The sequence below is a fragment of the Bradyrhizobium sp. BR 10261 genome (assembly GCF_019455395.1).
Lineage (GTDB): Bacteria > Pseudomonadota > Alphaproteobacteria > Rhizobiales > Xanthobacteraceae > Bradyrhizobium > Bradyrhizobium manausense.
Genome location: NZ_JACOFQ010000005.1, coordinates 22,340 through 35,120, shown reverse-complemented (window position 1 = coordinate 35,120; position 12,781 = coordinate 22,340). Strand labels below are relative to the sequence as shown.

Here is a 12,781-nt window from a genome sequence, read left to right as displayed (position 1 = left end):
GCAGTACAGGACGGCACGCCGCATTTTTCATCAAGAATGAAGTGTCTTGCCGCGTTGAATTTGGCTAGGCGCGGTCCGGGAGGTCGAACATTCCGAGGGCTGCTAGTGCCGCCCTCAACGTTGTCTCAATCATAATGGCAGACGTAGATCTTTCGCACGGTCTCGATCGTCCGCCAGACCCCGACGAAGCCGGGCTTCATCACAAAGCTGTCGCCGGCGCGGTACCTCCTGGTCTCACCCCCTTTTTCCTCGATTTCGATGACGCCCGAGAGAATGTGGCAGAACTCGAAGGTGGTGCCCTTGATGGAATGGGTCTCGCCCGGCGTTGCTTCCCAGACGCCGGTCAGCACCTTCTCGCCTTTCGAGGCGTCCTGAGCCCAGGTCTTGAACGACGGATTGCCGGAAATGAGCCGTTCCGGGGCAGGCGATGCGTTCTTCGGTGCGAAGTCCGGATTGGTGTCGATGGTGACCAGAAGTGACATGGCGCTTTTCCTGTTAGTAGCCGAGTGCTCGATCGACAAGGCCGATCGGATTTTGTCCAGCACGGTGCCGCCGGATATTCTCTATGACGGCTTGTGCTGCCGAATGCGGTTGCGTCACGGACGCGATATGCGGCGTGATGATCACCTTCGGATGAGACCAGAGTGGATGGCTTTCCGGCAGCGGCTCGGGATCGGTGACGTCAAGCATCGCGGCTGCCAAATGCCCGCTGTCGAGCGCCTCGATCAGTGCGCCCTGGTCCAGCTGCGGGCCGCGGCCGACGTGTAGCAGCCTCGCTCCCGCTGGCAAAAGCGAGAAGAGCCTTGCGCTCAGGATGCCGCTTGTTTGCTCCGTCAGGGGAAGAAGACAGACGAGGATATCTGTTCCTCGCAGGAAATCGCCAAGCTGGTCGTCCCCGTGAAAGCAGGCGACTCCCTCGACCACCTTCTTGCTGCGGCTCCACGTGGCAAGGGAAAATCGAAACGGTTTCAAGCGGTCGATCGCGGCTTGCGCCAGCATGCCAAGGCCGAGGAAGCCAATACGCCGATCGGTCGCCTGGGGCGTCGCTAGCGCTTGCCAAACGCCCCTGCTCTGCTGCTCCCGGTAGGCCAGCATTTCGCGATGCAGGGTCAGCACACCAAGGACGACGTATTCCTGCATCATGCGAACGATGCCATCGTCGACCATGCGCACGAGCTTTACGTGACCAGGTATGGTCTCCGGCTTGAACTGGTCGACTCCAGCCCCTATGGAAAAGAGCAACTCCAGATTACAAAAGCGCGAGAGATCATCGGGCGCGCTCCAGGTCAGCAGGTAGCGCACCTTTTCCGGGTCGAAACTTTCGCTGCAATGGTAAAATTCCAGATCGGGGAGGTCGCACGCAAAAGCCTTCCGGAAGATCGCCCCCCTGGCAGCATCAGAATTGAAAAGAAATGCCATCGATGCACGCCCCTGCCCCGCCCGGCATGTCGACGACGCCGGGAAAAGCGATTAGCCTTGCAAGACTCTCTTGGGGATTCACGGCGATCCGCTCTGCCTGCACAGTTCTTGCCGAACACCGAGAGGGTAGCTGCAAGCCGGAGCTTTCCCTGCCGAATTAGGTTGCAAGACAGGCCGAAGATTTCGAAAAGAAGGCCCAAACAGGCGAAACCTGCTGGCTTTCCGTGCGATAGTGCTGCGAAAATGCGCCCGCTGTCCATTTTAGCGGGAGAGAAAAGGCGCGATGTGCGAGAAATTGGCATCCCGCGAAGGAATGGACGAGTCGAGATGGGACGAACGGTACGCGTGAAGTCCTTTGAACTGGCCGCGAAAGACGTCAACGACGTTGATGTGAAGCTGCTCCACGCGCTCTCGGCTGGGGTTGGCTGGCCGCATCGGCCCAAGGATTGGGATTTCTTGCGCCGCGCAGGCCACGGGATCGTAGCCGTTGATGGCATAGGACGCGTCTTCGGCAGCGCGATGTGGTTTCCATATGGCCGTGAATTCGCGACCATTGGCCTCGTGATCACATCGCCTCGAACCCAGGCTCAGGGTACTGGCCGTTGGCTCATGGAGCAGGTGTTCGAGCGGTGTGGCAAACGGAATTTGAGCCTCAACTCGACCGATGCCGCGTATCATCTATATCTTTCGCTGGGCTTCACGAAGGAGGCCATGGTGTATCAGTGGCAAGGTGAGGTCGTGTCACCACCTCCGCCAGTGCCGGCGCTGGATGGTGCATTGAGCCCGTTGTCCACCGACGATATCGAAGCGATCGCGGCACTGGACGAACGCGCGTTCGGAGCCAACCGTCACAAGCTGCTTGCACTGCTTTCCGAAGGCGCGTCAATCTGCGTTCTGCGCCGCGGCGGTGAGACCGTCGGTTATTCCATGAAGCGCGAATTCGGGCGCGGTCATGTGATCGGCCCCATCGTCGCCAGCAATGATGGTGACGCGATCCATCTTACGGCCGTCCATCTCAAGGATCTCGCCGGAAGGTTCGCCCGCGTGGATACGCGGGAGCAAACGGGCCTGTTTGCGGACTTCCTTCAACAGAGCCGTCTCGGGATGCACGACACCGTCACGACCATGTCCAAGGGACGGCGATTCCTGAACCGAAAGGACAACGAGCCGTGGGTCTACGGATTGGCCGGTCACGCCTTGAGCTGAAGCTGGGAAGCGCTTCGTCAATTGAAGGCTGGCGCGCATCGTTCTTCGTTTCCTAGAGTACGCCGGTGATCCGCAGCGCCTGTTCGAGTGCTCGCAACTCGTTCGGTGTGGCCGAGGGCTGCGGCGGTCGTACTGCGTCACACGAAAGACGTCCAAGCATTTTCAGGCACGCCTTGAGCCGCGCCGTCGCGCGCCCTCCGGGCGCATTGCGATAGATCGCGACAGCAAGGGGATAGAGCTTCTCGTGCGCGGCGCGCGCCCGCGCCCAGTCGCCTGCCTCGGCCGCATCCCAGAGGCTGACGACAAGCTCCGGCACCACGCAGGCGAGGCTGACCTGGCTGCCGGCCGAGCCGACGAGATAGCTCGTCAGCAGATGTTCGTCGCCGGAGCCGAGCACGACGAAGTCCGGACGCAGCTGGCGGATCAGCCGCAAGTTCTGCTCGTACGTCGCAACCTCCCAGCTGCCCTCCTTGATCGCAACGAAGCGAGGATCTGCGACGAGCCGTTCCAGCAGCGACGGGACGTAGGCCATCGCGCCCGCGCCGACGGGCGCGGCATAGAGCATCAGCGCTGCGGCCGTCGCATCGCGGATCCGGCGGTGATGCTCAATCACGCAGTCATCGGCATGGCCGAGCGCCCAGCTGTTGGGAGGAAACACCAGCAGCCCATCCGCGCCGGCCCTCTCCAGCGCAGCCGCCTCGCGCGCGGCCTCGAGGCTCGATTCATGATTGACCCCCGAGACAATCAAGCAGTCCTCCGGCGCGTGTCGGCGCGCCAGCTCCACTACCCGCAGTTTCTCGGCCAGCGACAGAACGAAATTCTCGCCGGCATGACCGTTGACGAGGAGCCCATTTATGCCGGGCGTGCACGCGACTGCGGCGAGGTGGGCTGAGAGTTGCGCCTCATCCACGGCGAAATCGGCCGTCATCGGCACGATCGTGGCGGCGTGGATGCCGCGCAGGCGCGCGCCAAATGTTTGCGTCATGTCGCTGGATACGGCCGCCATCTAGTGAATGATCTGGTCGAGGAACGTCCGCGCCCGCTCCGACTTCGGATGCTTGAAGAATTCCTCCGGCGCGGCCTGCTCGACCACCTTGCCCTCGTTCATGAACACGATGCGGTCGGCAACCTCGCGGGCAAAGCCCATCTCATGGGTCACGCACAGCATGGTCATGCCCTCTTCGGCGAGCTTCTTCATCGTCTCCAGCACCTCCTTGACCATCTCAGGATCGAGCGCCGAGGTCGGCTCGTCGAACAGCATGATCTTGGGACGCATGCAGAGTGCCCGCGCGATGGCGACGCGCTGCTGCTGGCCGCCCGAGAGCTGCCCAGGATATTTCTCGGCCTGGTCCGGAATCCGGACTTTCGTCAGGAAATGCATGGCGAGGTCCTTGGCCTCCGCCTCGCTCATGCCGTTCGCGGTCATTGGCGCCAGAGTGCAATTCTCCAGCACCGTCATGTGCGGGAACAGATTGAAGCTCTGGAATACCATGCCGGTGTCGCGTCTGACCGCATCGATGTTCTTGCGCTGGTGGTCGAGTTCGACGCCGTTGACGTAGATCAGCCCCTCGTCGTGCTTCTCGATGTGGTTGATGCAGCGGATGAGCGTCGACTTGCCCGAGCCGGAGGGACCACAGACAACGATCTTTTCGCCCTTGGCGACCTTGAGATCGACCTCATTCAACGCCGTGAAGTCACCATAGTGCTTGTAGACCGCCTCCATGCGCACCGCAGGTACCTCACGGAGCTGCGGCTGCACTGTTGCACGTTCCGTCATCATCGGTGTCTGGCTCATGCCCGGGCCTCCGCGCTCGCCCGCGCGACCGGCGCCGCCCTCGCGACCTTCCTGGATTTCGCAACGCTCGACCGTCCGAAATGCTTCTCGAGCCGGCGCTGCACCGCATCCCAGACTGATGTGAGGATCAGGTAATAGGCGGTCGCGGCCGCATAGACTTCGAGGATCTGGAAATGCTCCTGCATCAGCATGTCACTGCGGCGCATCAGCTCCTCGACCGAGATCACCGAAGCAAGCGAGGTCGCCTTCAACAGCGAGTTGATGGAGTTGCCGAGCGGCGGGATCATCAGCCGGAACGCCTGCGGCAGGGTGACGCGACGGAACGTCACCCATGGCGACAGGCTGAGTGCCCAGGCCGCTTCGCGTTGCCCCGCCGAGACGGCCATGAAGCCGCTGCGCACGATCTCGGCGAGATAGGCCGCCTCGTTGAGGATCAGGCCAACGAGTGCGCAGGTGATCACGGAGAACTTGATCCCGAGCTGCGGCAGCCCGCTGTAGATCACGACCAGCTGGATCAAGAGCGGCGTGCCGCGGAAGAACCAGATGTAGAGGCGCGCGGCACCCGCGAGCACCGGATTGGACGACATGCGCAGCAACGCGATGCCCATGCCGAGGATCAATCCGCCGACGACCGCCGCCACCGTCAAGCCGATGGTGACGAGCACTCCCTTCATCAGGAAGTAGTTGAAGAAGTAATTGACGGCGGCCGTCGGACTGAAATGGCTCATCGGCTCGTCTCCGTTGATATCAGGCCGGACCGGGGCCGGCGATCGCAAGCGGCTGGTCGGCCGGCATGGCAGTCAGGCCGAACTTGTCGAACAGTGCTTGATAAAAGCCGTCAGCCCGCATCGCGTTGAGCGCCTTGACGACTGCGTCAACCACCACCTTGTTGCGGAAGCCGAGCGTCGTACGCGCAGTGCCTAGGCCGCTCAGCACTTCCTTGACGCGGCCCCGGCTGGTGAGATCGCGCGCGACACTATCGACCAGCAGCGCGTTATCCACTTGGCCCGCAAGCAGCGCGCTGACGACGTTGGTCGCGGTGGGGAACGTCCGCATCTCGACGGCGGCTCCACCTTTCGCAACGCTGGCGTCGCTGAGTTTCTTGAGCCAGTTCATCTGGTAGCTGCTGACCTCGACCGCGGATGATTTTCCGATCAGATCGTTTTCGGTAGCAATTTTTGTGCCGCTCTCGGGCGCAACCACGACCGAAATCGCCTGAATGGCGTAGGGCACCATGTACATCAGCTTGGAGCGTTCCTCGGTCCAGAACATGCCGGTGTCGATGCCGTCGATGCGGGCGGCGTTGAGCGCGGGAATCATCGCCGGAAAATCCATCCGGACGAGTTCGACCGGAAGGCACAACCGCTTGCCGAGCTCGGCGGCGAGTTCCACGTTGAGCCCCTGCAACTGCCCGTCCTTGTCGACGAATTGCTGCGGCGGATTGGTCGGGTTGATGGAGAGCTGCAGTTTACCGGGCGCGATCAGATTGTCATCGGTGATCGCGGGCGTACACGCGGCATGCGCGGACGCGGATGCGAGAACGAGTACGGCAGCAGCACCCAAGCGAAGCAGTGTCGAGATCATGAATACCTCCAGTAAGACGCCAATAACCGATGCAGTCCCTCGTCCGGAATTCCCTCAACGTTTCTTGGATTCGGCCGGCCGGATCTTGCGATCCAACAGGCAGCATCGTCTTCGATCTGCTCAGGCGGGTCCCGACATCGGCCTCAGCTGGATGCGCATGAAATTCTTCACCAGAGATTCAAACGGGCCAAAACCTTTCACCTCCAGGAACTCCGGTGTCTCGAATGCCCATCGTCCCGCGACTTCGTACATCGCGGCGTATTTCGGCCCGTCGCCGACAGAGACGAAGCGCCTTGCCGAGAGCCAGCCGGGACAGGCGAGCAGATCGGGAAAGTGCTTCTGCTCGTACCAAGTGTTGAACGCAGCCTCGTGCTCCGGATCGATGTCGACCCGCACGATATGGATGAAGGCTTCGTCCGGCATGCACCCGTCCCTCATGCCAGTCGAATGTCGCCGGCCGCGCGCGCGGCACCGACAGTGGTTGCGATGGCGTCGCACAGTGCAGGCAGAACCGGCAGCAGCGGCGGCCGCGGATCGGCGTTGCGGATCAGGCCGAGCGCCTTCAGCCCGACCTTCATGCGCGTGTGCATGTCCATGATCGGCGCAGGCCCATAGATCGACCGCACAATCGGATAGAGCCGCTCGTTGACGGCGCGCATCGCCTTGAGGTCGTCGGCGAGCGCAGCCTGCCAGAGCTCTGCGAACAAACGCGGCGCGAGGCTGACCAGGCCGGAGAGAACGCCGTCGCCACCGACGGCGAGTTGCGGCAGGAACCAGTTGAAGTTCGACGGCAGGATGGCGACAGTAGCGTCGGCCTGCTTCACCGCCCGCCGGTTCTCGTCATAGGCCAGCATGGTATCGCTGCCTTCCTTGACGGCGATGACGCTGTCGAGCGCTGCGATCTTCGCCAGCGTCTCCGGCGAATAGCCGAAGCCGGACGCCAACGGATACTGGAAGATGGAGACCGGAATTCCGATCGCGGAGCTCACCGCCTGCACGAAAGCCAGCGGCGCGCGTGAGGTCGCCGATGCTCCGCCGCCCAGCGGCGCCGGTGGGAACAGCACGGCGCAATCGGCGCCGGCAGCTTCCGCGAGTTGCGCCTGATGGATCGCCTCCGCCGTGGAATGCGCGATGATGCCCGAAAGCAGCGGCTTGCCGCCGATCTGCCGGCGCGTCCGCGCGATCACCGCCTGCCGTTCGTCATCCGAAAGCGACCCGCCCTCGCCCGCATGTCCATTGACGAACACTGCCGCGATTCCGTCTGGACAGGCGCAATAGTCGAGCAGGCGGGCATAACCGTCCCAGTCGATGGACAGATTATCCTTAAAGGGCAGCACGGTTGCGACCGTGACGCCACGTAGGTCGGGTTTCTTCATCGGTTTGCTCATGACGGTTTGCGCCGCGGGAATTTCAGGCTCGCCCGCGCCCTCAGCACTTCCAGGCCATTCTCGTTGCGCGCGCTCGCCTCCCAGATGATGGTGCGGGTCTCATCGAGCTGCTCGGCGATCCAGACGTCGAAGGTCAGCGTGTCGCCGTAGAACACGGGGCCGGTGAACCAGAAGCGGTCCTCTACCGAGACCCCGATGGTGCCAACCAGCTCAGAGGTGAGGATGCTGGTGCAGAGGCCCGCGACCATGATCCCTGGCGCCAGCCGGCGACCGAAGCGCGTCGCGCCGGCATAGACCTCATCGACGTGAACCGGGCCAAAATCGCCGGTGGCGGCGATATAGAGCGCGCCGTCGGCCTCGGTGATGGTCTTGCTCAGGCTGACCCTGTCATTCACCTTGAGATCATCAAAGGATTTTGGCTCGTACATAGCTCAGCCCTTGGCAAAGGGAACCAGTGTCGCGGTGCCGTCCACCACGGTCGCGCCCGAGGGTGACAGCGTGCAGGTAACGCGACAGACCGCATCATCGCCATCAACTGAGACGATCTCGGCCCTGGCCTCGACCGACTCGCCGACGATCACCGGCGCGGCAAAGTTCAGCGCGATGCTGCCGATCCGCCGTGTCGGTCCGCCGAGCTGGCTGAGACAGGTGGTAGCGAGACCGCCGACGGCGAGCTCGAAGGCAACCATGTTGGCGGCGCCGACCTTCCTGGCGCGAACGGCATCGACGTAGAGACCGCCGAGATTGCCGCTGATTCCCGTGAACATCGCCTGTTCGGCAACGGTCATAGTCTTGCGGAACGCGAACGCAGCGCCGGGCTTGAGAGGTGCGTGAGACATGAAACGCTTCCTAGAGCTGCAAGCCGTTCTTGATGGTGCTGCGCGCAACCAGCATGCGGTGGATTTCGGAGGTGCCGTCATAGATGCGGGTGACGCGGGCGTCGCGATACATGCGCTCCAAAGGCAGATCCTTGCTGAATCCCATGCCGCCGAACACCTGGATGGCGCGGTCGACCACGCGGCCTTGCATCTCGGAGGCCGCGACCTTGATCATCGAGACCTTGTCGCGCGCATCCCGGCCCTGGTCGATGTCCCAGGCGGCGTTCAGCACCATCATCTTGACGCCAAAGATCTCGGTGGCGGAATCGGCAATCAGCTTCTGCACCATCTGGAAGTCGCCGATGAGCTGGCCGAACTGGCGGCGCTCGCCGGCGTGCTTGCGCATCATCTCCAGCGCGCGCTGCGCCATGCCGACGGCGCGGGCGCCGATATGGGCGAGCCGGATCTGCAGCACGCTCTGCATGATCAGCTTGAAACCGCCGCCGATCTCGCCGAGCACGGCCGCCTTGGGAATGCGGCAGTTCTCGAAGCTCAGCTCGGCATGGCCATAGCCCCGATGGCCCATCATCGGCTGGGTGCGCGCGACCTTGAAGCCGGCCGTAGCTCGATCGACCAGGAACAGCGTGATGCCGCCTCGCGCCCGCTTCTCCTTGTCGGTCAGCGCCATCAGGATCACGTAGTCGGCAATGTCGCCGTCGCTGATGAAATGCTTGGTGCCGCTCAGGACCCACTGATCGCCGTCGAGCTGAGCGGTCGTGCTGATCGACGCCGCGTCTGAGCCGGCGCCCGGCTCGGTGATCGCCATGGCGCAGATCTTGTCGCCCTTCACCGTCGGCAGCAGATAGCGCTCGACCTGATCGCCCTTGCACGCCATCAGCATCGGATAGACCTGGCCGAACACCCGGCGGATCAGCGCGTCCGAGGTCTTGCCGAATTCCTCCTCGACCAGGCAATGCTCCACGCAAGATAGCCCGCCGCCGCCGACATCGGCCGGCATGTTCATGGCGTAAAGGCCGAGCTTCTGTGCCTTGGCCTTGGTCACCGCCAGCACGTCGGCCGGCACCGTGGCCGTCTGCTCCACGACGTCCTCGAGCGGCTGCACTTCCGTCTCGACGAAACGGCGGACGGTGTCGACCAGCAGGCGCGTCTCCTCGGGAACAGAAAAATCGATCATTGCCCCACTCCGACAGCCTTGCCGGCGATCATCGCGTCAATGTCGGCCGCGCCGTAACCGATCTCGCCGAGCACCTCCCGCGTCTGGGCACCTAACCGCTGCGGCACCAGCCGAATCTCCGGCGTCTGCCCGTCATAGCGCGCGGGATGCGCGACCATGCGGATCGGCGCGCCCCCTGCACTCTCGGCGCTCTTGAACGCGCCGAGATAGTTGAGCTGGGGATCGGAGACGAGGTCGCGATAATCCTGCACGGGGGCGTGCCAAACCCGCGCGGCTTCCAGCGCGGGCAGCCATTCCGCGGTCGGCTTCCGCTTCAACCGCGCGGCAACCATCCGCGTGATCTCCTCGCGCTTCGAGAAACTGTCACTCTCCCCGAACTGCTTCAGCTCTTCGCTGTCGAGCGCGACCGCGAGCGCCTTGGGCGACGCCATGGAGATTGCCATATGGCCGTCTGCCGTCGCGTGAATGCCATAGGGACCGGGGCTGAACCACGCCGCGATGCCGGCCGGCCCGCGGGGCGTCGGCGACGGTGCGCCATTCAGCCAGGCGGTCAGCGGCTCGACCTGGAGATCGAGCGCGGCCTGATAGAGGTTGACCTCGACGAGCTGCCCCTTGCCAGTCTTCGTCCGCGCGAACAGCGCCGCGAGAATACTCATCGCATAGAGCGAGGCGGCATGCTGATCGACAATGACGGCACCGACCGCCGTCGGTTCGCCATCGGCACGCCCCGTCCGCATTGCAAGGCCCGACATCGCCTGAAGCAGCAGGTCCTGACCGGGACGATCCTTGTACGGCCCCTCCGATCCGAAGCCGGTGGCGACAGCATAGATCAAACCGGCGTTGATCGCCTTGAGTGTGTCGTAGCCGAGGCCGAGCTTGGCCATCGTGCCTGGCCGGAAATTCTCCATCACGACATCGGCGGTCGCGACCAGCTTCTTCACCGCGGCTATGCCATCCGGATGCTTGAGATCGACGGCGAGGCTGCGCTTGTTACGCCCCGTGGCCAGATGATTGACGCTGTCGCCCGCGACGAAGTGGTTGGCGACCGCCCAGTTGCGCTGGAACGCGCCCTCGATCGGCTCGACTGCGATGACGTCGGCGCCAAGATCGGCCAGCGTCTGCGCCGCCAGTGGGCCTGCGAGATAGTGATTGAAGCTGAGGATCTTGACGCCGTCGAGCAGGTTCATCCGTTCACCTCATTCAAGCGGCCGCAACCGGCGCGCCGCGCCACGCGAGATCGAACGTCTTGACCAGGGCGCGCGCGGTCGCATCCTGTGCTGCCGGCAGCGGCAGACGCGGCGGGCGCGGGTGGCCGGCTGCAAAACCCATGTGGTTGAGCAGCGCCTTGCTGCCGGCGACGTAGGCCTGGCCGCCGACGAATTCGATTACCGGCAGGTATTTGAGATAGAGCTCGTGCGCTTCCTTAATCGCGCCGTGGTCGGCGACGAGGCTGAAGATGCGGGCCATTTCCGTCGGGACCACGTTGGAGGCCACGGCCACCCAGCCCTGCGCGCCCTCGACGAAGGATTCGAAGCCGAGGATGCCGCCGAACACGGTCATCCTGTCACCGCAGAGGCGGATGATGTCGCGCACGCGCGTTACCTCCAGCGTCGACTCCTTGATATAGAGACAGTTGTCGATCTCGGCGATGCGCGCCACCAGCTGCGGCTTAAGATCGACATTGGCGGTCGCCGGATTGTTGTAGACCATGATCGGCAGCGAGATCGCATCCGCCACCGTCTTGTAGTGGTGCACGAGCTCGTCATCGGTCGGTGTCGAATAGAACGGCGGAATGATCATCACGCCGTCGGCGCCCAGTCTTTCAGCACGGCGGCTCAGGCGCACCACTTCGCGAGTATCTTCTGCGCCGGTGCCGATCAGTACCGGCACCCGGCCCGCGGCCTGGCGAATGACGACCTCCGCAACCAGCACCTTCTCGTCATCGTCCATGGACAGGAACTCGCCGGTCGAGCCGAGCGGGATCAACCCATGAATGCCTTCCGCAATCTGCCAGTCGACGAAGGCGCGCAATGCCATCACATCGACCTCGCCCGCCGCGTTGAACGGCGTGATCATAACGGTGTAGGTGCCGCGGAACGTCTTCATCAGGGAGCCGGGTGCTCGAGTGGATTCAGAGGATGGGCGCCGCCTGCTGAATATCCGCATGATCTATGCAATCGTTTGCATAACTGGCTCTGCATTGGGCAACACCATCCATTTTTTGAGCTTGATCGGCAGAGAATAAGCTCATAGCGTTTCTGCAATCGTTTGCAGTCTATCGGCAGGTTTGATGAGCGTCACGCTCAAAGATGTGGCACTGGCGGCCCGCGTTTCGGTCAGCACTGCTTCCCGAGCGCTGACGGGAACCGGCCTGACCAGCGAACGCACGCAGCAGCGCCTGGCGCGCATCGCGCGCGAGCTCGGCTACCGGCCGAACCCGATTGCGCGCGGCCTCAAGACCGGACAGTCGCGGCTCGTGGCGCTGCTGGTCCACAATCTCACCAACGCCTCGTTCCAGGTGATGGCCGAAGTGGTGCAGGCACGCCTGAAGGCGCTGGGTTATCAGATGCTTCTGTGTATCGGCGGCGACGATCCGCAAGCCGAGAGCGACACCCTCGCCACGCTGGTCGATCACCGCGTCGACGGGCTGATCGTGGTGCCCACGGGCAAGAACGGCGCGCAGCTCAAGACGCTCTCCAAGGACGTGCCCATCGTCTGCCTCGTGCGGCGCGATGACGCGACCGATCTCGAGACCGTGCTCGCCGACGATCCGCAAGGCGCTTATCTCGGCACGCGCCACCTGATCGAGCTCGGGCACAAGCGGATCGGGCTGATCGTCGGCCGCCAGGACACGACGTCGGGCCGAGAGCGATTGTCCGGCTATGTCCGCGCCCTGCGTGAGGCCGGCATCGCCAGGGACGACACCTTGATTCATGCCGGCCACTACGTCCCCGAGACTGGCGCGAGCTACGCCCGCCAGCTGCTCGATCTCCCCCGGCCGCCCAGCGCGATCTTCGTTGCCAATCATGAGGCCACGCTCGGCGTGCTGCGGGTGACGGCGGAACGAAACATCGCTATTCCCGACGATCTCTCGCTGCTCTGTTATGAAGACATGCCGTGGTTCGAATGGCATCGCCCGGCGATCAGCATTGTCGACAACGGCGCGCGGGATCTTGCCAATCTCGCCGTCGACCGGCTGCTGCATCGCATGGACGTCAAGGGCAACGGCAATGAGGGGGTGCGCGAATATCGCGTCGGCGCCCGACTGATCAAGCGCGATTCCTGCCGCCAGATCGACGCCCCCGCCCCTGCTAAATCCGGCAAGTCCAAATCCTCTTCATCCAAACCGTCTGCGGCCAAATCCGCCAAGGTCTGA

15 protein-coding genes are annotated in these 12,781 nt (G+C 63.3%); 2 read left to right on the top strand and 13 right to left on the bottom strand.

Annotated features, from left to right (window positions below; genetic code table 11):
• Window positions 1-125: 125 nt before the first annotated feature.
• Window positions 126-482 (bottom strand): cupin domain-containing protein, encoded by a 357-nt coding sequence (locus HYH07_RS06980; protein ID WP_220001806.1) that lies wholly within the window; start codon window positions 480-482, stop codon window positions 126-128.
• 13 nt (window positions 483-495) lie between these two features.
• Entirely contained in the window at window positions 496-1,419 is a 924-nt protein-coding gene (locus HYH07_RS06975; RefSeq protein WP_220001805.1) for a glyoxylate/hydroxypyruvate reductase A, read from the bottom strand.
• A 327-nt stretch (window positions 1,420-1,746) separates the two neighbouring features.
• On the opposite strand from HYH07_RS06975, the gene HYH07_RS06970 reads away from it, so the two are divergent.
• Window positions 1,747-2,625 carry a GNAT family N-acetyltransferase gene (locus HYH07_RS06970; protein ID WP_220001804.1) on the top strand — a complete coding sequence of 293 codons (879 nt, stop codon included), beginning with the start codon at window positions 1,747-1,749 and terminating at the stop codon, window positions 2,623-2,625.
• Window positions 2,626-2,677: 52 nt separating this feature from the next.
• Here HYH07_RS06970 and HYH07_RS06965 read toward each other — a convergent pair whose 3' ends face one another.
• From HYH07_RS06965 to dapA, 11 genes are all read right to left on the bottom strand, one after another.
• Window positions 2,678-3,631, bottom strand: coding sequence for a dihydrodipicolinate synthase family protein (locus HYH07_RS06965; RefSeq protein WP_220001803.1), 954 nt, complete (start codon window positions 3,629-3,631; stop codon window positions 2,678-2,680).
• On the bottom strand, window positions 3,632-4,420 hold the full coding sequence (locus HYH07_RS06960) for an amino acid ABC transporter ATP-binding protein (RefSeq protein ID WP_409363885.1): 789 nt from the start codon (window positions 4,418-4,420) through the stop codon (window positions 3,632-3,634).
• Window positions 4,417-5,148: an amino acid ABC transporter permease gene (locus tag HYH07_RS06955; RefSeq protein WP_220001802.1), complete on the bottom strand. Its 732-nt coding sequence runs from the start codon at window positions 5,146-5,148 to the stop codon at window positions 4,417-4,419. The genes HYH07_RS06960 and HYH07_RS06955 overlap by 4 nt, the downstream gene beginning before the upstream one ends.
• Window positions 5,149-5,167: 19 nt before the next feature.
• Window positions 5,168-6,004 (bottom strand): ABC transporter substrate-binding protein, encoded by an 837-nt coding sequence (locus tag HYH07_RS06950; protein WP_220001801.1) that lies wholly within the window; start codon window positions 6,002-6,004, stop codon window positions 5,168-5,170.
• Between the two features lie 120 nt (window positions 6,005-6,124).
• Window positions 6,125-6,427 carry a DUF4286 family protein gene (locus HYH07_RS06945; protein ID WP_228749300.1) on the bottom strand — a complete coding sequence of 101 codons (303 nt, stop codon included), beginning with the start codon at window positions 6,425-6,427 and terminating at the stop codon, window positions 6,125-6,127.
• Between the two features lie 11 nt (window positions 6,428-6,438).
• Window positions 6,439-7,380, bottom strand: coding sequence for a dihydrodipicolinate synthase family protein (locus tag HYH07_RS06940; protein ID WP_228749299.1), 942 nt, complete (start codon window positions 7,378-7,380; stop codon window positions 6,439-6,441).
• Between the two features lie 8 nt (window positions 7,381-7,388).
• Window positions 7,389-7,820, bottom strand: a complete 432-nt coding sequence (locus HYH07_RS06935) for a MaoC/PaaZ C-terminal domain-containing protein (RefSeq protein ID WP_220001798.1) — start codon at window positions 7,818-7,820, stop codon at window positions 7,389-7,391.
• A 3-nt stretch (window positions 7,821-7,823) separates the two neighbouring features.
• Complete coding sequence (locus HYH07_RS06930) at window positions 7,824-8,231, bottom strand: MaoC/PaaZ C-terminal domain-containing protein (RefSeq protein ID WP_220001797.1); 408 nt, start codon at window positions 8,229-8,231, stop codon at window positions 7,824-7,826.
• Between the two features lie 10 nt (window positions 8,232-8,241).
• Window positions 8,242-9,405 (bottom strand): acyl-CoA dehydrogenase family protein, encoded by a 1,164-nt coding sequence (locus HYH07_RS06925; protein ID WP_220001796.1) that lies wholly within the window; start codon window positions 9,403-9,405, stop codon window positions 8,242-8,244.
• Entirely contained in the window at window positions 9,402-10,592 is a 1,191-nt protein-coding gene (locus tag HYH07_RS06920) for a CaiB/BaiF CoA-transferase family protein (RefSeq protein ID WP_220001795.1), read from the bottom strand. The genes HYH07_RS06925 and HYH07_RS06920 overlap by 4 nt, the downstream gene beginning before the upstream one ends.
• Before the next feature lie 13 nt (window positions 10,593-10,605).
• Entirely contained in the window at window positions 10,606-11,514 is a 909-nt protein-coding gene (gene dapA, locus HYH07_RS06915; protein ID WP_220002018.1) for a 4-hydroxy-tetrahydrodipicolinate synthase, read from the bottom strand.
• Between the two features lie 181 nt (window positions 11,515-11,695).
• Here dapA and HYH07_RS06910 point away from each other — a divergent pair, with 181 nt between their 5' ends.
• Entirely contained in the window at window positions 11,696-12,781 is a 1,086-nt protein-coding gene (locus HYH07_RS06910) for a LacI family DNA-binding transcriptional regulator (protein WP_220001794.1), read from the top strand.

What these genes read in the sequence shown, in the direction of transcription:
- HYH07_RS06980 (WP_220001806.1), bottom strand. Translation starts at nt 482, where the DNA reads ATGTCACTTCTGGTCACCATCGACACCAATCCGGACTTCGCACCGAAG.
- HYH07_RS06975 (WP_220001805.1), bottom strand. Translation starts at nt 1,419, where the DNA reads ATGGCATTTCTTTTCAATTCTGATGCTGCCAGGGGGGCGATCTTCCGG.
- HYH07_RS06970 (WP_220001804.1), top strand. Translation starts at nt 1,747, where the DNA reads ATGGGACGAACGGTACGCGTGAAGTCCTTTGAACTGGCCGCGAAAGAC.
- HYH07_RS06965 (WP_220001803.1), bottom strand. Translation starts at nt 3,631, where the DNA reads ATGGCGGCCGTATCCAGCGACATGACGCAAACATTTGGCGCGCGCCTG.
- HYH07_RS06960 (WP_409363885.1), bottom strand. Translation starts at nt 4,420, where the DNA reads ATGAGCCAGACACCGATGATGACGGAACGTGCAACAGTGCAGCCGCAG.
- HYH07_RS06955 (WP_220001802.1), bottom strand. Translation starts at nt 5,148, where the DNA reads ATGAGCCATTTCAGTCCGACGGCCGCCGTCAATTACTTCTTCAACTAC.
- HYH07_RS06950 (WP_220001801.1), bottom strand. Translation starts at nt 6,004, where the DNA reads ATGATCTCGACACTGCTTCGCTTGGGTGCTGCTGCCGTACTCGTTCTC.
- HYH07_RS06945 (WP_228749300.1), bottom strand. Translation starts at nt 6,427, where the DNA reads ATGCCGGACGAAGCCTTCATCCATATCGTGCGGGTCGACATCGATCCG.
- HYH07_RS06940 (WP_228749299.1), bottom strand. Translation starts at nt 7,380, where the DNA reads ATGAAGAAACCCGACCTACGTGGCGTCACGGTCGCAACCGTGCTGCCC.
- HYH07_RS06935 (WP_220001798.1), bottom strand. Translation starts at nt 7,820, where the DNA reads ATGTACGAGCCAAAATCCTTTGATGATCTCAAGGTGAATGACAGGGTC.
- HYH07_RS06930 (WP_220001797.1), bottom strand. Translation starts at nt 8,231, where the DNA reads ATGTCTCACGCACCTCTCAAGCCCGGCGCTGCGTTCGCGTTCCGCAAG.
- HYH07_RS06925 (WP_220001796.1), bottom strand. Translation starts at nt 9,405, where the DNA reads ATGATCGATTTTTCTGTTCCCGAGGAGACGCGCCTGCTGGTCGACACC.
- HYH07_RS06920 (WP_220001795.1), bottom strand. Translation starts at nt 10,592, where the DNA reads ATGAACCTGCTCGACGGCGTCAAGATCCTCAGCTTCAATCACTATCTC.
- HYH07_RS06910 (WP_220001794.1), top strand. Translation starts at nt 11,696, where the DNA reads ATGAGCGTCACGCTCAAAGATGTGGCACTGGCGGCCCGCGTTTCGGTC.